The sequence below is a fragment of the Pseudomonas sp. B21-032 genome (genome assembly GCF_024748965.1).
In the GTDB taxonomy this organism is placed as follows: domain Bacteria; phylum Pseudomonadota; class Gammaproteobacteria; order Pseudomonadales; family Pseudomonadaceae; genus Aquipseudomonas.
The window spans coordinates 4,476,868-4,495,810 of the sequence record NZ_CP087180.1; the positions used below are offsets into that span (position 1 = coordinate 4,476,868).

The 18,943-nt window shown below is 65.0% G+C and carries 23 protein-coding genes and 1 riboswitch; of the genes, 5 read left to right on the plus strand and 18 right to left on the minus strand.

Annotated features, from left to right (window positions below; all coding sequences use genetic code 11):
- Positions 1–19 precede the first annotated feature (19 nt).
- Positions 20–502: a hypothetical protein gene (locus tag LOY54_RS20610; protein WP_045195516.1), complete on the plus strand. Its 483-nt coding sequence runs from the start codon at positions 20–22 to the stop codon at positions 500–502.
- Between the two features lie 146 nt (positions 503–648).
- Entirely contained in the window at positions 649–1,908 is a 1,260-nt protein-coding gene (locus tag LOY54_RS20615) for an OmpP1/FadL family transporter (RefSeq protein WP_045195518.1), read from the plus strand.
- 42 nt (positions 1,909–1,950) lie between these two features.
- Here the strand turns inward: LOY54_RS20615 and LOY54_RS20620 are convergent, their stop codons facing one another.
- The gene (locus LOY54_RS20620) at positions 1,951–2,883 is read right to left on the minus strand and encodes a LysR family transcriptional regulator (protein ID WP_258607742.1); all 933 of its coding nucleotides are present in this window, start codon (positions 2,881–2,883) and stop codon (positions 1,951–1,953) included.
- Positions 2,884–2,997: 114 nt separating this feature from the next.
- On the opposite strand from LOY54_RS20620, the gene LOY54_RS20625 reads away from it, so the two are divergent.
- Complete coding sequence (locus LOY54_RS20625) at positions 2,998–3,261, plus strand: DUF2798 domain-containing protein (RefSeq protein ID WP_045195522.1); 264 nt, start codon at positions 2,998–3,000, stop codon at positions 3,259–3,261.
- A gap of 6 nt (positions 3,262–3,267) precedes the next feature.
- On the opposite strand, the gene LOY54_RS20630 is transcribed toward LOY54_RS20625, so the two are convergent.
- The 14 genes from LOY54_RS20630 to cobO form a co-directional block, all read right to left on the minus strand.
- Positions 3,268–3,819, minus strand: a complete 552-nt coding sequence (locus LOY54_RS20630; RefSeq protein ID WP_258607744.1) for a glutathione peroxidase — start codon at positions 3,817–3,819, stop codon at positions 3,268–3,270.
- A 42-nt stretch (positions 3,820–3,861) separates the two neighbouring features.
- A complete protein-coding gene (locus tag LOY54_RS20635; protein ID WP_258607746.1) occupies positions 3,862–3,984 on the minus strand; it encodes a hypothetical protein in 123 nt (40 codons plus the stop codon).
- The gene (locus tag LOY54_RS20640; RefSeq protein ID WP_258607748.1) at positions 3,981–5,183 is read right to left on the minus strand and encodes an MFS transporter; all 1,203 of its coding nucleotides are present in this window, start codon (positions 5,181–5,183) and stop codon (positions 3,981–3,983) included. The genes LOY54_RS20635 and LOY54_RS20640 overlap by 4 nt, the downstream gene beginning before the upstream one ends.
- 62 nt (positions 5,184–5,245) lie before the next feature.
- Positions 5,246–5,650, minus strand: a complete 405-nt coding sequence (locus LOY54_RS20645; protein WP_045195528.1) for a MarR family winged helix-turn-helix transcriptional regulator — start codon at positions 5,648–5,650, stop codon at positions 5,246–5,248.
- A gap of 50 nt (positions 5,651–5,700) precedes the next feature.
- Positions 5,701–6,429, minus strand: coding sequence for an adenosylcobinamide-GDP ribazoletransferase (locus tag LOY54_RS20650; protein WP_258607750.1), 729 nt, complete (start codon positions 6,427–6,429; stop codon positions 5,701–5,703).
- A 1-nt stretch (position 6,430) separates the two neighbouring features.
- Positions 6,431–7,000, minus strand: coding sequence for an alpha-ribazole phosphatase family protein (cobC, locus tag LOY54_RS20655; protein WP_258607751.1), 570 nt, complete (start codon positions 6,998–7,000; stop codon positions 6,431–6,433).
- A complete protein-coding gene (gene cobT / locus LOY54_RS20660; RefSeq protein ID WP_258607752.1) occupies positions 6,997–8,052 on the minus strand; it encodes a nicotinate-nucleotide--dimethylbenzimidazole phosphoribosyltransferase in 1,056 nt (351 codons plus the stop codon). Before cobT ends, cobC begins: the two co-directional genes overlap by 4 nt.
- A complete protein-coding gene (gene cobU / locus LOY54_RS20665) occupies positions 8,049–8,570 on the minus strand; it encodes a bifunctional adenosylcobinamide kinase/adenosylcobinamide-phosphate guanylyltransferase (RefSeq protein WP_213603476.1) in 522 nt (173 codons plus the stop codon). The genes cobT and cobU overlap by 4 nt, the downstream gene beginning before the upstream one ends.
- Position 8,571: 1 nt before the next feature.
- Positions 8,572–10,026 carry a cobyric acid synthase gene (locus LOY54_RS20670; RefSeq protein ID WP_093380316.1) on the minus strand — a complete coding sequence of 485 codons (1,455 nt, stop codon included), beginning with the start codon at positions 10,024–10,026 and terminating at the stop codon, positions 8,572–8,574.
- On the minus strand, positions 10,023–11,015 hold the full coding sequence (cobD, locus tag LOY54_RS20675) for a threonine-phosphate decarboxylase CobD (protein WP_258607753.1): 993 nt from the start codon (positions 11,013–11,015) through the stop codon (positions 10,023–10,025). Before cobD ends, LOY54_RS20670 begins: the two co-directional genes overlap by 4 nt.
- Complete coding sequence (cbiB, locus tag LOY54_RS20680) at positions 11,008–11,916, minus strand: adenosylcobinamide-phosphate synthase CbiB (RefSeq protein WP_045195541.1); 909 nt, start codon at positions 11,914–11,916, stop codon at positions 11,008–11,010. The genes cobD and cbiB overlap by 8 nt, the downstream gene beginning before the upstream one ends.
- Positions 11,916–12,569: a 5,6-dimethylbenzimidazole synthase gene (gene bluB / locus LOY54_RS20685; RefSeq protein WP_176794226.1), complete on the minus strand. Its 654-nt coding sequence runs from the start codon at positions 12,567–12,569 to the stop codon at positions 11,916–11,918. The genes cbiB and bluB overlap by 1 nt, the downstream gene beginning before the upstream one ends.
- Positions 12,560–13,855 carry a cobyrinate a,c-diamide synthase gene (locus LOY54_RS20690; RefSeq protein WP_258607754.1) on the minus strand — a complete coding sequence of 432 codons (1,296 nt, stop codon included), beginning with the start codon at positions 13,853–13,855 and terminating at the stop codon, positions 12,560–12,562. Before LOY54_RS20690 ends, bluB begins: the two co-directional genes overlap by 10 nt.
- On the minus strand, positions 13,852–14,463 hold the full coding sequence (gene cobO / locus LOY54_RS20695; protein WP_258607755.1) for a cob(I)yrinic acid a,c-diamide adenosyltransferase: 612 nt from the start codon (positions 14,461–14,463) through the stop codon (positions 13,852–13,854). The genes LOY54_RS20690 and cobO overlap by 4 nt, the downstream gene beginning before the upstream one ends.
- 161 nt (positions 14,464–14,624) lie before the next feature.
- A riboswitch (cobalamin riboswitch) is annotated at positions 14,625–14,849 on the minus strand.
- A gap of 147 nt (positions 14,850–14,996) precedes the next feature.
- On the opposite strand from cobO, the gene LOY54_RS20700 reads away from it, so the two are divergent.
- Positions 14,997–15,575 carry a hypothetical protein gene (locus LOY54_RS20700; RefSeq protein WP_045195550.1) on the plus strand — a complete coding sequence of 193 codons (579 nt, stop codon included), beginning with the start codon at positions 14,997–14,999 and terminating at the stop codon, positions 15,573–15,575.
- Between the two features lie 68 nt (positions 15,576–15,643).
- Positions 15,644–16,960, plus strand: coding sequence for a sorbosone dehydrogenase family protein (locus tag LOY54_RS20705; RefSeq protein WP_258607756.1), 1,317 nt, complete (start codon positions 15,644–15,646; stop codon positions 16,958–16,960).
- A gap of 11 nt (positions 16,961–16,971) precedes the next feature.
- Here the strand turns inward: LOY54_RS20705 and LOY54_RS20710 are convergent, their stop codons facing one another.
- From LOY54_RS20710 to LOY54_RS20720, 3 genes are all read right to left on the minus strand, one after another.
- Positions 16,972–17,619 (minus strand): O-methyltransferase, encoded by a 648-nt coding sequence (locus LOY54_RS20710; protein WP_093380307.1) that lies wholly within the window; start codon positions 17,617–17,619, stop codon positions 16,972–16,974.
- A gap of 17 nt (positions 17,620–17,636) precedes the next feature.
- Positions 17,637–18,170: a C40 family peptidase gene (locus LOY54_RS20715; protein WP_093380304.1), complete on the minus strand. Its 534-nt coding sequence runs from the start codon at positions 18,168–18,170 to the stop codon at positions 17,637–17,639.
- Between the two features lie 134 nt (positions 18,171–18,304).
- On the minus strand, positions 18,305–18,940 hold the full coding sequence (locus LOY54_RS20720; RefSeq protein WP_045195558.1) for a C40 family peptidase: 636 nt from the start codon (positions 18,938–18,940) through the stop codon (positions 18,305–18,307).
- Positions 18,941–18,943 lie beyond the last annotated feature (3 nt).

Consider the following 18,943-nt stretch of genomic DNA (forward strand, 5'->3'; position numbering starts at 1 on the left):
TTTCAAGTTCGAGGGCATCATGGGTATCGCCGCGAGCGAGTTGAGCCAGTTTGTCATTCGTCCGACCCTGATCTACCTGGGTCGCCACTGCGCCAGCGCCGAAGCCCTGCTGCTCGGCGTCGCCGCCAGCCAGTCAGCACTCGGCTCAGCATTGCACGACCGCCGCGGCCACGGCCTGTACCGCATTGGCGAACTGCGCCACCAAAGCCTCTGGGACCAGTTCCTGGCCCGCGACCCGGATCTCGCCAGCCTGGTCCGTGGCCTTGCCAGCCAGCATGCCTTCCTCAGCGGCCCGCACCTGGAACTGACCGTAAACCTGCGCTATGCCACCGCCATCGCCTGGATGCTGATCGAAGAACAAGCCCCCGAACTGCCCGCCGCCGACGATCTGCTCGGGCTTGCACGTATCTGGCGACAAACCTTCCAGCCTCAGGGGCGCCTGCGCGATTTCACCTGCGCCTGGCAAACCTGCATCGCCCCTGTGACTCTTCAGGCCTGCTGAGAGTCACTGCTTTCCATAATCGGAAAATTCCCGCCATTTTGGTCGGATTGTCCTACAAAACCGCTCTATCTCCTGCGATACAGCCTATAGCGCTGCGGGCGAACTGATGGTAATTTTCGCCCCGGAGATCCCAAGGAGTTCTAATAATGAAAAAAGTAATGCTCAAAACCTCTCTCAGCCTCGCCGTCACTCTCGCCTCGACTCAACTGTTCGCCAGTGGCTTTGCCCTCAACGAACAAAGCGTCAGTGGCATGGGCACAGGTTTCGCGGGTCGTTCTTCTTCTGCCGATGATGCCAGCACCGTATTCGGCAACCCTGCCGGTATGTCGCGCCTGAAACGCGAGCAGATCACCGTTGGCGGCGCAGCCGTCATCGCCAAGTCCGATATTTCCGGCGGCGGGCGCCCAGGTGGCACCACCGACGGCGACATGGTGCCGTTCGTTGGCGTACCCATGGGCTACTACGTCAAGCCTCTGGATGATCACTGGACCGTCGGTTTCGGTGTCTACGCGCCGTTCGGCCTGGTCACCGATTACGAGAGCACTGCCGCCAGCCGTTACTGGGGCAAGAAAAGCCACGTTGAAGTGGTCACCTTCCAGCCAACCATCAGCTACGCCTTCAATGACAAGGTGTCGATCGGTTTCGGCCCGACCATCAACAAGATCAAGGGTGAGCTCAGCGCCAACACCCTCAACCCGCGCACCCCGGGTTTCAACGATGGCGAAGTGAAAATCAAGGGTGACGACACTGCCGTCGGCTACAACATCGGCGTGCTGGTCCAGGCCACCGACAAGACCCGCCTGGGCCTGACCTACCACTCGATGGTCGACTACAAGCTCGAAGGCAACACCAAAATCAACAACGCCCTGATCGGCCCGTTCAGCGGCAGCAAGTTCGACGCTGAACTGAAGATCAAGACCCCTGAATCGGTCGACTTCTCGGTTACCCACGAGCTGGATGACCAGTGGACTATCTATGCTGGTAGCACCTGGACCCGCTGGAGCCGCCTGGAAGCCATCACCGTCACCAACAAGGTTCCTGCCCCGCTGGCCGGCCAGTTCGGCACCATCAGCGAAGAGCAGAACTGGCACGACACCTGGGCCCACGCCATCGGCGCGTCCTACAAGCTGAACAAGGAGTGGGTACTGCGTACCGGCTTCACCGTCGACCAGTCGCCGACCAACAACCACGACCGTTCGCCACGCATCCCGACTGGCGATCGCAAGATCTTCAGCCTGGGCGCCGGCTACAGCCCAACCGACGACATGACCATCGACGTGGCGTACTCCTACCTGTGGGAAGAAGACACCAAGGTCAACCTGGCCAGCCCGACCAAGGGTTCGTACAACGCCAAGTACGAAAACAGCGCTCACGGTATTGGCGCGTCGCTGACCTATCGCTTCTGATAACAGCGCCGCAACGAAAAACCGCCGTCATCGGCGGTTTTTTTATGCCTGAGCAATCGGCCAGGCGTGCCCGACTTCCAGCTGGAGGTACTCCATGAACGCCCGCACCTTGGGGCTCAAGGCGAAACGGTCGGCCACGCACAGGTAGATATCCATCGGTTCGGTCTGGGCGTAGGCCCGTGCCGGCTGCGAATACTCGAACAACGCCACCAGCTGGCCACGCTCGAGCAAGGGCCGGGCGACGAACTCGGCCAGGCGAGCGATACCGCCATCGCGCACCGCCATCTGCGTCAGTACGTCGATGTCATCGCTGATCAGCACCTTGTCGAACTCGGCATCAAAACGCAGCCCCTCGCGGACAAAGCCCCAGCGCAAGAAGCGCCCATCCACCGGGTAGCGAAACACCAGGCAGCGATGCTCCTTGAGCTGTTCTGGCGACTGTGGCCAACCGGCCGCCGCCAGATAGCCCGGGGAAGCGCAACAAATGAACGGCACCCGGGCAATGTGCCGGGCCAGCAGGCCGTCTTCGAGCTGTGGCTGGATGCGGATACTGACATCAACGCCTTCCTGGGCGTGGTTGACCCGCCGATCATTCGTAACCAATTCAATTGAAAGCTGCGGGTAGCGTGCACTGAAGGCCGGAATCAGCGGCGCCAGTACATGGCGGCCAAAGGCCGACGACGAAGCGATGCACAAGCGCCCCTTGGGCTCGCAATCCGGGGCGGTGACCGCCTGCTGGGCCTGCTCGAGGTCGCGCTCGATGTGCTTGACCTTGTCGTAGTACAGGCTGCCACTGGGCGTCAGCACCATACTGCGCGTGGTACGCGACAGCAGGCGCACCTGCAGGTGGGCTTCCAGGCGGGCGATATTCTGGCTCACCGCGGCGGCACTCAAGCCCAGGCTGCGAGCGCCACCGGCGATGCTGCCGGCCTCGACCACCTTGATGAAACTCTTGATCGAACCGAGCAGGTTCATGACGGCATCCAAGCATTCGTAAGATCTTCTTTATAAAGACCTAAGTCCAGCTCGTCTACCGCAGCCCGACACCGCCTTGCTAGGCTGCCCCCTCACCCACCAGAAGGAGTCAGCATGACCTTCCAGACCAGCGCCCGCCCCCGGCGCAAACTCGGCGTTCGCGCCACCCCCTACGTGTTTGCCTTCTACATGTCGGCAATCATGGCCCTGTTGATGTGCTTCGTGATTACCGCCGCCAACGCAGGCATCAACGAGCAGTACCTGGGCAACGTGCTCAAAGCCTATCAACTGGCCATGCCAGTAGCCTTTGCCTGTGTGCTGGTGGTGCGCCCGATCGTGCTCAAGCTGGTGGCCTGGACCGTGCACCCGAGCCACTGACGCCGCTCAGGGCCGGGAAGCAATGGCCTTTTCAATCGCCGCCTTGAACGCCGGGTCATCCGGCTTGGTCAGGCTGGTGAAATTGGCCACAACCTTGCCCTGGCGATCAACCACGTACTTGTAGAAATTCCACTTCGGCGCACTGCTCTGCGCGGCCAGTTCCTTGAACAGCGGCGCGGCATCGTCGCCACGCACGGGCCGGGCCTGGGTCATGGTGAAGGTCACGCCATAGTTGGCGTAGCAGACCTTGGCGGTTTTCTCGGCATCGGCGTCTTCCTGCTTGAAGTCGTTGGACGGTACCCCGAGCATTTCCAGGCCCTGTTCGTGGTACTCCTTGTAGACGCTTTCAAGTCCCTCGAACTGCGGGGCAAAGCCGCAATAGCTGGCGGTATTGACCACCACCAGCGGCTTGCCTGCAAAACGCTGGCACAGGTCGATCTGCTCCTTGCCGCGCAGCTCCGGCAACGAGCCCTTGAGCAGCGCCGGGCAATCAGCGGCCAGGGCATTGGCCGCAGCGGCCAAGGTCAACAACGGAACCAACATCCAGCGTGCGCGCATCGTCTCTCTCCCTCGAACGTTCCCGAAGTATTCAGAGTACTCCTAGCACACGCCCATGCCCAACTGCATCAACGCCAGGCCGCCCTCATGCCAGCCCCACCAGGCCAGCGCCAGCAGCAATAGCGCGGCGAGGCCGAGCAGGCTGCCAATGGCGACCCGCTTCATGCTGCCTGCGCCTGCAAGCGCGCTACCGGGCGTTCACGTACTGGCCAGTTCAGCGCTGCGGCGAGCAGGCTGAGGAGGATGGAAATCTGCCAGACCAAATCGTAGTTGCCGGTGCGGTCATACACCACCCCGCCCAGCCAGCCGCCCAGAAATGCCCCCAGCTGGTGGAACAGGAAGACGATACCGCCGAGCATCGACAAATTGCGCACACCAAACAGGGTGGCCACGGTGCCGTTGGTCAAGGGTACAGTCGACAGCCACAGCAGGCCCATGGCAATGCCGAACAGGTAGGCGCTGAACTGGCTGATTGGCGCCCATAGGAACAGCACAATGACCACCGCGCGCAGCAGGTACAGCGCGGTCAGCAACCGCGGCTTGGACATGCGCCCGCCCAGCCAGCCGGCGGTGTAGGTGCCGACGATATTGAACAGCCCGACCAGCGCCAGCACTGTGGTGCCGATGGTCGCCGGCAGGTGCTGGTCGACCAGGTAGGCCGGCAGGTGCACGCCGATGAACACCACCTGGAAACCACAGACGAAAAAGCCCAGGGCCAGCAGCCAGAAACCGGAGTGCGAGCAGGCTTCGCGCAGGGCCTGGCCGAGGGTCTGGTCATTGCCCTGGCTGGGCAGCGGACGATCACGCAGCAGCCCTACCAGCGGCACGATAAAGGCCACCAGCAAACCCAGCACCAGCAAGGCCGCCGACCAGCCCAGCCAGCCGATCAGGCCGAGCGTACCCGGCAGCATGGCGAACTGGCCGAAGGAGCCGGCGGCGCTGGCAATGCCCATGGCCATGCTGCGTTTTTCTGCCGGCACGGCACGGCCAACCACGCCGAGGATCACCGAAAACGAGGTGCCCGACAGGCCGATACCGATCAACAAACCGGCACTGAGCGACAGGGTCAGGGCCGAGTCGGACATGCCCATCAGCACAAGGCCGGCGGCATAAAGAATACCGCCGACCATCACCACCTTGGCAGCACCGAGGCGATCGGCCAGGGCTCCGGCAAACGGCTGGGCCAGTCCCCAGATCAGGTTCTGCAAGGCAATGGCAAAGGCAAACACGCCGCGGCCCCAGCCAAAGTCGGCGCTCATCGGCGCCAGGAACAGGCCAAAGCCGTGCCGCACGCCCAGCGACAAGGCCAGGATCAGCGCCGCGCCAAGCAGAATCCACCCACTGGTTCGCCATACTGATGTCATTTTTGTTGTCTCCAGTGCCGCAAGGTTATGCGGGTATATACCCGCTTATACTCGTAAAAAGCTCAGGCCAACAGCTCCAGCAGGCGCACCAGTTCGTCACGCTGACCTTCGCCGAGGGTCTCGATCAAGCCGCTTTGCGCTTGCTCCCAGGCCGGCTCCGCCGCTTGCAGGCGTGCCCGGCCCTGCTCGGTCAGCAACACGATACGGTTGCGCAGGTCCTGCCCTTCGGCCAGGGCCACCAGGCCCTCGGCTTCCAGTACCCGCAGGTTGCGCCCCAAGGTGCTGCGGTCCAGGCCCATGGCCTCGGCCAGGGTGGAAATACTCGGTTGATCCAGGCGGCGTAAATGACGCAACAGGGAAAACTGCGCGACATTGATCCCGAAGCCTTCGAGGGCCTCGTCGTAGTGTCGGCTCACCCCACGGGCGGCGCGACGCAGGTGGGTGCAGATGCATTCGCTGGTCAACATAATGCGTGTATATACCCGCACTTTGGCAACTGCAAGCTTTTATTCGCCGCTCACAGCACCAAAGCGATCAATACCGCCAGCTCCAGCAGCTCGAGCAGGGCCCCGGCGGTATCACCGGTGGTGCCACCCAGACGGCGCACCATCACGTGGCGCAGCCAGGCGAAGACGATGGCGGCAACCAGCAGCACCCCTATACCCTTGAGCCCTGCCAGCAGCACACAGGCCAACGCACTGACGAGCATCACCAACTGGCCCGCCCGGCGCGGCAAATGATCGGCAAGCGCCTGGCCAAGCCCGCCGCTGCGCACATAGGGCGTGCACAGGAACAAGCCCAGTAACGCCGCGCGGCCGATCAGCGGTGCGAGCAACAGCAGCAGCCCATCACCGCGCTCGATCAACGCCAGTAAGGCGCAGAACTTGAGCAACAGCACCAGTACCAGGGTGACCACGGCAATCGGCCCGCTGCGCGGGTCTTTCATGATCAGCAAGGTACGTTCGCGGTCGCCGAAACCGCCGAGCCAGGCATCGGCGCTGTCGGCCAGGCCGTCCAGGTGCAAGGCGCCGCTGAGCAGCACCCAGGCGCTGAGCAGCAAGGCGGCGTGCAACAGCACCGGGCTACCGGCCAGCAGCGCGTTCAACCCCCAGAGCACCACCCCGAACAACAGCCCTACCAGCGGGTAAAACAGCAATGAGCGGCCCATTTGTTCCGGCGCCGGCAGGCCCGGCAGGCGCACCGGCAAGCTGCTGAGAAACTGCAGGGCGATCCAGAACCCCAGCATCTCAGCACACCTCGCGCAGGCTGCCGTCGGCCAGCAGTTCCAGGCGGCACAAGGCGCCATGGACCACTTCGACCTGCAGCAGCTGTTCACGCGGCAGGCCACGGGCGCGGGCCAGCAACAGGCGCATGACGCCGCCGTGGGTGACCAGCAGCAACTGCTGGCCGGCATGGGCCTGGTGCAAGGCGCTGATGGCCTGCAACACCCGTACGGAGAAATCCGCCACCGGCTCGCCACCTGGCGGTGTGTAGGCATAAGGGTCAGCCCAGAACCGGCCGAGCTCGGCTTCATGGGTGAGCATCAGCGCTGCCGCGCTGCGCCCTTCCCACTCACCGAAATGCAGCTCTTGCAGCCCCGGCGTCAGCTGCAGCGGCAGGTTCAACTGCGCGCCCAGCTCCTGGGCAAAGCGTGCGCAGCGCTGCAATGGCGAGCTGACCAATGCATCCCAAGGGCCGGCATCACTCACCGCCGCGCGCATCTGCGCCCAGCCCTTGTCAGTCAGGGCATCGTCGAGGCTACCGCGCAGGCCGCCGCCCAGTTCGGTTTCTCCGTGGCGCAGCAGGTCGATGATCATGCCGGGCGGTCCGCTACCGCAGCTTCGGCGAAGGTCGCCATCTGCCCGTGCAGGTCACAGGCCAGGCGCAACAGCGGCACCGCCAGTGCCGCACCACTGCCCTCGCCCAGGCGCAGGCCCAGCTCCAGCAGCGGCTCGGCGTCGAGTTCGGCGAGCACCCGGCGATGACCGGGCTCGGCGCCGCGATGGCCGAACAGCAGCCAGTCGCGGCAACCCGGATTGATACGCGTCGCCACCAGCGCGGCAACGGTGCAGATAAACCCATCCACCAGCACCGCGACACCGGCCTGGGCGCAACCCAGGTAGGCGCCGACCAGCGCGGCGATCTCGAAACCGCCAAAACACAACAGCCGCTGCAGCGGGTCGTCGCCAAGATTGGCATGCTGCAGCAAGGCGCGCTCGATGACCTCGGCCTTGTGCCGCACACCGGCGGCGTCCAGGCCGGTACCCGGACCACTGAGCTCGCTTGCCGGGCAGCCGAGCACGGCGCAGGCCAGGGCGCTGGCGGCGGTGGTGTTGCCGATACCCATCTCGCCGCCGATAAACAACCGGGCGCCGCTGGCGGCTGCGCGCAGGGCACTCTCGCGCCCGCCTTGCAGAGCCTGCAGGCCTTGATCGTAGGTCATCGCCGGTACCTGGGCGAAGTTGGCCGTGCCCGGGCCGACGCGCAGGTGGCGCACGCCCGGCAGCTCTAGGGCCAGGTCGATGGTACCCAGGTCGATCACTTCCAGTTGAGCATTCAGCTGCCGCGCCAGCACGCTGATTGCAGCACCGCCGCTGACGAAATTGAGCAGCATCTGCCCGGTCACCGCCTGCGGGTAAGCCGAGATGCCTTCGGCGACCACACCGTGATCGCCGGCAAAAATCGCGATCCACACCTGCTCGACGCTCGGCTTGAGCTGGCCTTGCAAGCCGGCCAGTTGCACTGCCAGCTGCTCCAGGCGACCCAGCGAGCCTGCCGGCTTGGTCAGTTGCTGTTGCCGCGCCAGGGCCTGTTCGCGAACAATCGGGTCGACAGCTCGACAGGCTTCACGCCACCAGGTTTGACTCATAGTGCAGGTCCTTTCAGGGTAAGCGGCAAGCCGGCGACAGTCAGCACCACGCGCTGGCAGCGCTCGGCAATGGCCTGGTGCAGCGCGCCTGCTTCATCGACATAACGGCGGGTCAGCTCGCCCATGGGCACTACGCCCAGGCCGGTTTCGTTGCTGACCAGTATGATTTCGCCCGGCAACGCTGCCAGGCACTCGAGCAGCGCCGTGCGTTCGGCCGCCAGGCGCTCAGGGTTGTCGAGCATCAGCAGGTTGGTCAGCCACAGGGTCAGGCAATCAACCAGCAGGCAGCGCTCGGCACTGGCAGTGGCACGCAGCACCCGCGCCAACTCCAGCGGCTCTTCGATCAATCCCCACTCGGCCGGACGCCGCTCGCGGTGCAACTGCACCCGTGCATTCATCTCGCCGTCGAGCGGTTCGCTGGTGGCGATGTAGGTGACCGCCAGGCCGCTCTGCACCGCCAGTTGTTCGGCCAGGCGGCTCTTGCCCGAACGGGCGCCGCCAAGGATCAGGTTGAGCATTTCAGTTCTGTCCGCAGAGTTGGCGCAGGCGCGCGGTGTCCAGGTGCTGCTCGACCAGGTCGGCCAGGCGCTCGATGTCGCGTTCGCGCAGGGCGTGGTAGTCGATCTGCTCGACCTCCTGCAGCCCGGCCCAGCGCAACAGCGCGGCGCAGCAATGCGGCGCCTCGAACAGGCCATGCAGGTAGGTGGCGAGGATCTGCCCGTCGGCGCTGATGGCGCCATCGGCGCGGCCGCCGTCGAGCAACACCGCCGGGCGTTCCAGCGCCGGCCCCTGGGTTACCCCGGCATGAATCTCATAGCCGCTGATGGCCGCCTGCTCCAGCTGCAGGGTGCCGGCGACATTGCGCAGCTGCTTTTCGGCTTCGAGCACGGTGACAAAATCCAGCAGACCGAGGCCATCGCTGGCCCCCGCTGGGCCTTCCAGGCCCAAGGGGTCTTCCACCCGCTGGCCGAGCATCTGCAGCCCGCCGCAAATGCCCAGGACCTTGCCGCCGTAACGCAGGTGGCGACTGATCGCCTGGTCCCAACCACGCTCACGCAATTGCGCCAGGTCGCCGCGCACGCTCTTGGAGCCGGGCAAAATGATCAGGTCAGCGGGCGGAATCGGCTGACCGGGGCCGATAAACTGCAGATCGACCTGCGGGTGCAGGCGCAGCGGGTCGAAATCGGTGTGGTTGCTGATGCGCGGCAGCACCGGCACGATCACCTTGAGCTGGCGCCCGGCCTTGAGGCCCTGGCGCTGGTCGATACCGTCTTCGGCTTCCAGGTGCAGGTCCAGCACATAGGGCAGCACGCCCAGCACTGGCTTGCCGGTACGTTCTTCAAGCCAGTCCAGGCCCGGCTGGAGCAAGGCGATATCGCCACGAAAACGGTTGATGACAAAGCCCTTGACCCGTGCCTGCTCACTCGGCGAGAGCAGCTCCAAAGTGCCGACCAGGTGTGCAAACACCCCGCCCCGATTGATGTCGGCAATCAGGATCACCGGGCAGTCGACTGCCTCGGCAAAGCCCATGTTGGCAATGTCGCCGGCACGCAGGTTGATTTCAGCCGGCGAGCCGGCGCCTTCGACCATCACCACCGGATAGGCCGCGCTCAGGCGCTGGTGCGAAGCCAGCACGGCCTGCATGGCGATGGCCTTGTAGTCGTGATAGGCCACGGCGTTCATGCTGGTGACCGCGCGGCCATGGACGATCACCTGGGCGCCGGTGTCGCTGTTGGGCTTGAGCAGCACCGGGTTCATGTCGGTGTGGGGCGCCAGACCCGCGGCCTGCGCCTGCACCGCCTGGGCGCGGCCGATCTCGCCGCCCTCGGCGGTCACGGCACTGTTGAGCGCCATGTTCTGCGGCTTGAACGGCACCACGGCAATGCCCTGGCGCAACAGCCAGCGGCACAGCGCGGTCACCAGGGTGCTTTTGCCGGCATCGGAGGTGGTGCCCTGCACCATCAGGGTGGTCATGCTTGTTCCTTGCGGTAATCGCTGAAAGCCTGGGCCAGGCGCTGAAAGTCCTGTTCACTGGCCGGCAGGCCGAAACGCAGGCTCGGCGGCTGGCTGAACAGGCGCAGGAGGATGCCGTGCCGGGCCATGAATTCATGCAGGCGCGGCGCCTGCTCGGTGACCAGGTACTGGAACAGGTCGCAGCTGCCGCTGGGGGCGAAACCTGCCGCACTGAGCACCTCGGCCAGGCGCTGGCTGGCAGCGGCGCAGCGGATGATCTGCTGCTGATGGGCGGCGCCGTCGAGCAGGCAGGCCTGGCCGAGGATCCGCGTCGGGCCGCTGATGGTCCAGGGCCCGAGCTGTTCGGCGAGCAGTTGCAACAACTGGCGCTCGGCCAGAACAAAGCCCAGGCGTACGCCGGCCAAGCCGAAGAACTTGCCGAACGAGCGCAGCACGATCAACCCGCTGCGCTCGGCATGGGCGCCAATGCTGTGTTGCGGGGTGTTGTCCATGAACGCTTCATCAACCAGCAGCCAGCCGCCACGGCGGGCCAGGCGACCATGCCATTCCAGCAGTTGCTCGGCAGCAATCAGCTGCCCGGTGGGGTTGTTGGGGTTGACCACCACCAGCACGTCGAGGCTGTCGAGGTAATACTCGACCTGGTCCAGCGGCAACTCGCGCACCCGGTGCCCAGCGCGGCGCCAGCCTTCGGCGTGTTCGGCGTAGCACGGCGACAGCACCCCGACCGTGCCGGGGCGACGCAGGCGTGGCAAAGCCTGGATCGCCGCCTGGGAGCCGGCCACTGGCAACAGTTGCTCGACCTGATAGTAATCACGGGCCGCCTGCTCGAGGCCGTCTTCGGATTCAGGCAAGCGCGCCCAGGCCCGCAGCGGAATCTCGGGGATGGAATAAGACCAGGGGGCGATGCCGCTGGACAGGTCCAGCCAGTCTTCGCGGGCGATGCCGTATTGCTGCACTGCGCGTTGCAGGCGACCACCGTGTTCAAGCATAGAATTCAGCCCCCAGGCACAACAGCAGCAACCACAACCACACGCCCTGGCAAACCAGGCGCCAACCGCGTTCGATGGCGTCGGCATCGGCCTGCGGGCCTTCGCCCAGTTGCGGGCGCTCGTGCAGCTCGCCGTGATACACCGCCGGCCCGCCCAGCTCTACGCCCAGGGCTCCGGCCCCGGCCGCCATCACCGGCCCGGCATTGGGGCTGTCCCACAACGGCGCCTGGCGCCGCCAGCAGCTCAGGGCCAGGCGGGTCTTGCCCAGCAGCGCGTAAGTCAGCGCCACCAAGCGTGCCGGAATATAGTTGAGCACATCGTCGATCTTCGCCGCAGCCCAGCCAAAACGCTCGAAACGTTCATTACGATAGCCCCACATGGCGTCGAGGGTGTTGCTCAGGCGATAGAGCACCACCCCCGGTACGCCGGCAACGACAAACCAGAACAGCGCGGCGAACACCGCATCGCTGCCGTTCTCCAGCACCGACTCGGTGGCGGCGCGGGCCACGGCGGTTTCGTCCAGCTCGCGGGTTTCGCGGCTGACCAGATAACCGACGCGCTGGCGGGCTTTTTCCAGGTCGCCCTGGCGCAGGGCTTCGGCCACCGGCGTTACGTGCTCGCCAAGGCTGCGCAGGCCGAGGGCGCAGTACAGCGCCAAAACTTCAATCAGCCAGCCAATGTACGGCAGCCAGGACAACAGCATGGCGATGAAGGTCAGCGGCACCACCGCCAGGAACCAGGCGCTGACGCCGTGGCTGCGCCAGCCACGGCCGCCGGCATTCAAGCGCTGTTCCAGGCGCCCGGCCAGGCGCCCGAAGGCTACCAGCGGATGCCGGCGCTTGGGCTCGCCCAGCAGCGCATCCAGCGCCACCCCGGCCACTGTCAGCAACGCCACGCTCATCAAGACTCCCCCCACTGGTTTTCAAACAGCATGTCGTGCAGCGGCCGCGCTGTGGTCCAGCCTTCAAGCACCAGCATCGGCGCCGGGTAAAATTCGTGAACCGGGCCCAGGCAGAGGATTGCCAACGGCTTGGCACCGGCCGGCATGCCGAGCAACTCGGCCAGGGCCCGGGGCTCGAACAGCGACACCCAGCCCATGCCCAGACCTTCGGCGCGGGCCGCCAGCCACAAGTTCTGGATCGCACAGGACAACGACGCCAGGTCCATCTCCGGCAAGGTCCGGCGGCCGAAAATGTGCGCTTCGCGCCCATCCATCAGCGCCGCCACCAGCAGCTCGGCGCAGTCGTTGATGCCTTCGACCTTGAGTTTCATGAAGTCATCGGAGCGCTCGCCGAGCGCCTGCGCTGTACGCAGGCGCTCCTCTTCCACCAGGGCCTGGATCCGCTGGCGCAGTTCGCGCTGGGTGATACGGATGAAACGCCAGGGCTGCATCAGCCCGACGCTGGGCGCCTGGTGCGCGGCCTCAAGCAGGCGCGCGAGCAACTCGGGGGCGACTTCGCCGCCACTGAAGTGACGCATGTCGCGACGCTCGCCGATGGCGCGGTAGACCGCCGCACGTTCGGCCTCGGTAAAAGCATGTTCAGTCATGGACACAGAAGCGCCGCCGACGCCTGGGGGTTGGAAGCAAAATAGAAATGCACGTAGGAGGCGGTCAAGCGCCCCTGGCGGTACACCGCCTCGGCACCACGACCACCGTTGGGGCTCTGGCCGCGGGCAACCGGCTCAAGCTCGGTACTGGTCAGCGAATGATGATAGGTGTGCCCGCGCAAGGTGCCTTCAGGCAGCTCTACGGCCTGCAGGGCCAAGGCGGCCAGGCGCTTTTGCATCACTGCCTCGCCTGCCAGCAGGCCGAGCAGTTCGGCACGCTCGCCGGCAACATCGGTGAGCGCATCGAGCAGGTAGAGCATGCCGCCGCATTCGGCGAGCAACGGCTTGCCGGCGTGGTGATGGGCGCGGATAGCCTCGAGCATCGGTGTGTTGGCCGCCAGCGCCTGGTGATGCAATTCGGGGTAACCGCCGGGCAGGTACAGGCTGTCGGCGGCTGGCAAGCTTGTGTCATGCAGCGGCGAGAAGAACGCCAGCTGCGCGCCCATGGCCCGCAGCAGGTCGAGGTTGGCGCCATAGGTAAAGGCAAAGGCTTCGTCGCGGGCAACCGCAATGCGCACACCTTGCAGCAACGGCTCGATGGCAAACTCGGTCGGCGCGGCAAAGCGCACCGCTGGCGGCAACGCCGCATCGCAACTGGCGCCCAGGGCCGCTGCGGCAGCATCCAGCCGCGCATCAAGGTCGTTCAGTTCACTGGCTTGCACCAGCCCCAGGTGACGGCTCGGCAATTCGATGCCGGTTTCTCGCGACAGCCCACCGTACCAGCGCAGCCCCTCGGTCAGGCTGCCTTCAAGCAACTGGGCATGGCGCAGGGTACCGACACGGTTGGCCAACACCCCGGCAAACGGCAGGTCCGGCTGATAGCGCGCCAGGCCCAGGGCCAGGGCGCCGAAGGTCTGGGCCATGGCGGTGCCATCGATCACCGCCAGCACCGGCACGCCAAAATGCCGGGCCAGGTCGGCGCTCGATGGCGTGCCATCGAACAGGCCCATGACCCCTTCGATGAGGATCAGGTCGGCCTCGCCCGCCGCCTCCCACAATAGCCGGCGGCTTTCCTGCTCGCCGACCATCCACAGGTCGAGCTGATACACCGGCGCACCACTGGCGCGCTCGAGGATCATCGGGTCAAGAAAGTCCGGGCCGCACTTGAACACGCGGACCTTGCGCCCCTGGTTGCGATGCAGGCGCGCCAGTGCGGCGGTCACCGTGGTCTTGCCCTGGCCGGAGGCCGGTGCGGCGATCAATACCGCCGGGCAATGGCGCGCATCACTCATAGTTCGACGCCCTTCTGGGCGCGGATGCCGGCCTGGAAGGCGTGCTTGATCATGCCCATTTCGGTGACGGTGTCGGCCAGTTCGATCATTTCGTCTTTGGCCGCGCGACCGGTGACGATCACGTGCTGCATCGGCGGGCGCGCCTGCAGGTCGCTGAGCACCTGGTCGAGGTCGAGGTAGCCGTGCTTGAGGGCGATGTTCAGTTCATCAAGCACCACGAAGGCGATCGACGGGTTCTGGAGCATCTGCCGCGACACTGCCCAGGCAGCTTCGGCGGCAGCGATGTCGCGCTGGCGGTCCTGGGTTTCCCAGGTAAAGCCCTCGCCCATCACGTGGTAGCGCACCTGCTCGGGAAAGCGCCGGAAGAACAGCTCTTCGCCAGTGCTGTTGCGGCCCTTGATGAACTGCACCACGCCACACTGCATGCCGTGGCCCATGGCCCGGGCGAGCATGCCGAAGGCCGAACTGCTCTTGCCCTTGCCGTTGCCGGTAAGTACCAGCAGCAAGCCGCATTCGTTGGGCGAGTTGGCGATGCGCTCGTCGATCACGGCCTTTTTGCGCTGCATGCGCGCCAGGTGGCGTTCGTCGCGCTCGGTGGATTCAGTCATGAGGTTCTCCGCAAACCACTGTCGGCCGATCTCACCGAACGCAGCAGCCGACGGCTGCTCAGCGTATCGAAGGAACGGGCGTGACAGATGAATGGATATGGCAGACGGAAAACGCGCAGGGCTGCGGCACAGGCCGGAGGAACCGCGCATCACCCTCCGTGATGCCGTTGGCTGTTACAGGCCGGTCTCCGGGCTTGTGAGCGGGGCCATCGACACCCGGGGCTGCGCGCCTTCCCGGACACGAATGCCCAGTGGCCCTGCACAGCCTTGACTCACCTACCGTTGCGGGGGCAGCGCCGGATTCGCGCGTTTTACGCGCCCACCGGCTTCCCTGTTTCACCCTGCCAGGCCATCGCCTGCAGAGCACCTGAAACAAGTCGCGAAGGTTAGAGGGTTGCACCCGGAGCGTCAATGAAAGGCGCTGCACTGGCCTGGATCAATGGCGCCTTTGTCATCTTGTGCAACACTGACTTCAGTGATATCAAATAGCCATACCTCGGCTGTACTCGATCACAACTATAAGGGAGAGCAGCATGCAAGGCCTGATCATCAATAATGCGCGCCTGGAGTTCCTGCGCCCGGCCCTGGAACGCTGGGTCGATTGCATCGACCGCTTCAACCAGACCCTGGGGGACGGTGAGGCGCCCTATTGGCACGGCGCCCAGGCCAACCTCGGGCTGCTCTCGGCCGCCGCCTGGCAGGCCGAGCTGGTGACCCTGCAGCAGCACCAGAGCAAGAAGCAGCGCGATGACGGCGATCGCGAAGGCCGCTGCGACCTGTACATCGCCAACCGCGAAGAGGCCGCCTACCTGCAGGCCAGCCAGCGCTGGCCACGCATCGCCAAGCTCGACCTGAATAACGCCCTGGGCGAAACCGTCCAGGCTGCTCGGCAAATTGCCGCGCCCAGCCAGCTTAAAGTCGCTGCGTTGTTCGCCAGCCCCTGGAAAGCCGGCCAGCACGCCAGCCCCGAAGAGCTGCAGGACCTGGTCGACGACCTGCAAAAGCATAACGCCTGCGCCATCGCCTGGTACTTTCCCTACGCCTACCGCAAGCTGCACAACGAAGCCGGCCAGTATCACCCCGGCATCGCCCTGTTGCTCAAGCAGGCCTGACCCGGGGAACCTCCCACGCCTGGCGTGCCTCTACTGGCAATAGCGGCCATCATTGCGAGGGAAACGACATGGGTATCAAGCCGATTGCACTGCTGCTGGCAGTGACTGCGGGGTTAAGCGGCTGCGGCGAGAACGCCCGCCTTGAGGTCAGCGACGGGGTCGGCCCGTCGCCGCAATTGCCCGAACCGAACAAGACCCTGATCCCCACCGTCAACATCGCCCCCGCCATTGGCTGGCCCCAGGGCATGACGCCCAAGGCCGCGCCCGGCACCCAGGTGGCGGCCTTCGCCGCAGGCCTGGACCACCCGCGCTGGCTCTATGCCCTGCCCAACGGCGACATCCTGGTGGCCGAAACCAATGCCCCGCCCAAGCCCGATGACGGCAAGGGCATTCGCGGCTGGGTGATGGGCAAAGTCATGGACCGCGCCGGCGCCGGCGTGCCCAGCGCCAACCGCATCAGCCTGCTGCGCGACAGCGACCACGACGGCGTGGCGGAAACCCGCACGACCTTTATCGAGAACCTCAATTCACCGTTCGGCATGGCCCTGGTCGGCAATGATTTCTACGTTGCCGACACCGATCGCCTGCTGCGCTTTCACTATGAACCCGGCACGACTTCGATCAAGGGCCCAGGTACAGCCGTGGCCGAACTACCGGGCGGCACGCTGAACCATCACTGGACCAAGAACGTGATCGCCAGCCGTGACGGCAAGAAGCTCTACGTCACCGTCGGCTCCAACAGCAATGTCGGCGAGAACGGCATGGACCAGGAAAAAGGCCGCGCGGCGATCTGGGAAGTCGACCCGGCCAGCGGCCAGACGCGGATCTTCGCCTCGGGCCTGCGCAACCCCAACGGCCTGGCCTGGGAGCCGCACACCGGACAGCTGTGGACCGCAGTCAACGAGCGTGACGAGATCGGCAGCGACCTGGTGCCCGACTACATTACCTCGGTCAAGGATGGCGGCTTCTATGGCTGGCCCTACAGCTATTACGGCCAGCACATCGATCAGCGGGTCAACCCGTCTGATCCGAACCTGGTGGCCAGCGCCATTGCCCCGGACTATGCGGTGGGGCCGCACACGGCGTCGCTGGGCCTGACCTTCGCCGAAGCAGGGGTGCTGCCGGCACCGTTCGAGCAAGGCGCGTTCATTGGCCAGCATGGCTCGTGGAACCGCAAGCCGCACAGTGGCTACAAGGTGATCTTCGTACCCTTCAGCACTGCCGGCAAACCTGCGGGCAAGCCGATCGACGTGCTCAGCGGGTTTCTCAATGATGAAGGCAAGGCCATGGGCCGGCCGGTCGGGGTGATCAACGATCAGCGCGGCGGGCTGCTGGTAGCCGATGATGTCGGGAACACGATCTGGCGGGTGAGCAAGGCCCGGTAAGCCGGGGGAGCTTAGCGTTTGCGGCAGAGGGTCAAGCCATCGCCAATCGGCAGCATCGACAGGTCCACCCGTGGGTCGTCCTTGAGCGTGCGGTTCAAGGCCTGAATGGCGCGGGTGTCTTCGCTGTGCGGGTTTTGCTCAAGCACCCGCCCGCTCCACAAGGTGTTGTCGAACAGTACCAGCCCGCCCACTCGCAGCAGTCGCAGGGCCTCTTCCAGATAGTGCGGGTAGTTGGCCTTGTCGGCATCGATGAAGATCAGGTCGTAGCGCGCTGATGGCAGTGTCGCCAGGGTCTGCAACGCCGGCGCCAGGCGTAGCTCGATGCGCTCGGCGACTCCAGCCTCCTGCCAGTAGCGCCAGGCCACGGCGTTGTAGCTGCCTTCAAGGTCGCAACAGAGCAACTGCCCGTGTGCCATGGCCTGAGCCATGCACAAAGCGCTGTAGCCGGTGAAAGTACCCACCTCGATCACCCGCTCGGCACCGATCAGGCGCACCAGCAGCGCCAGCAACTGGCCTTGCTCCGGTGCCACCTGCCAGCGTGCTTCGGCCAGGGCCTGGGTTTCTTCACGCAAACGGGCGAGCAACGGCGTCTCGCGCAGCGACACGCTTTGCAGGTAGTGGTAGAGGGGGTCGTCGAGGTAGAGCGTCTGGGCGGTCATCGTCTACCTCGCACAGGTCAGGGGTTGCGCGCCAGGTGCGCTGGCTGCAGCACCCGCTTGGCGTTCAGGTAGGTCTTTTGCCAATAGCTGTTGGACAGGTAGTCCAGGCGCACCGTTCCGCCGGTGGCCGGGGCATGGACGAAGCGCCCTTCGCCGACATAGATACCGGCATGGCTGACCTGCGAGCCACCATTGGTGGCAAAGAACACCAGGTCGCCGGACTGCAGGTCGTTGCGCTCGATGCTCGGTGCGCGGATGCCGATCATCTCCCGGGTCGAACGCGGCAACGAGATGCCCGCAGCATCACGATAGACGTAGCCAATCAGGCCGCTGCAGTCGAAACCCGAATCCGGGGTGTTGCCGCCCCAACGGTACGGCGTGCCGACCAGGCCGAGGGCGCGGAACAGCACGTCTTCGGCAACCGGGGAGAAATACACTTGCGGGGCCATGACTGCCGGCTCGACCACTTTACGCGGGGCCGGGGCATGACTTGAGCAGGCACCGAGCAGTGCTGCGAGGGAAAGTAGAGCGAAGCGCGCCATCATCGCCATGGTCAGAACATCCTGTCTGAAGCCGCTTCGGCCAAGAGCCGAAAAGAGTTGAGAATTTAGATTAGACGCTTTCTGTAAACACGCACGGCGACGAGCTTTTCAGCTACGTCGCCGTGGTCAAACCTGTCGAAGGATCAGTTGCGCGAGAGCGTGGTCGCGGCCGGAGCCATGGCCAGTGCACGCTTGGCTTCGATGAAGGTCTTGCTCCAGTAGCGATCACCGAGCTTGTCGATGCGCACGCCACCGCTGCGGCGGCTGCTGGAGTGGATGAACTGATCGTCGCCGAGGTAGATACCGGCGTGGCTGACGCGGCCGCGACCATTGGTGCTGAAGAACAGCAGGTCGCCTGGCTTGAGGTTGTTGCGAGCAACCAGCGGGGCCTTGACGTTGATCATTTCGCGGGTAGAGCGCGGCAGGTTGAGGCCGGCTTCTTCGCGGAACAGGTAGCCGATGAAGCCGCTGCAATCAAAGCCGGTGTTCTCGGAGGTACCACCGAAACGGTAGCGGGTACCGATCAGCGACATGCCGCGCTCGAGAATGTTGTCGGCCAGGGCTGGCAGCTGGTAAGGCTTGCTGCTGGAGAAATCTTGCAGCTCTTCTTCGGTGGCCAGCTCTTCCTCGAACGTCGCCTGGACGGAGGACTTGGTCGAAACCTGAGCGGAAACCGGTTGCTGCTGAACCTGCTGCTGCGATACGGGACCGGTGGTCGCGCAGCCAAAAAGCAGGGTCACGAGTGCGAGGGGCACGAGGGGTGCGAAGCGATTTAGCATGGG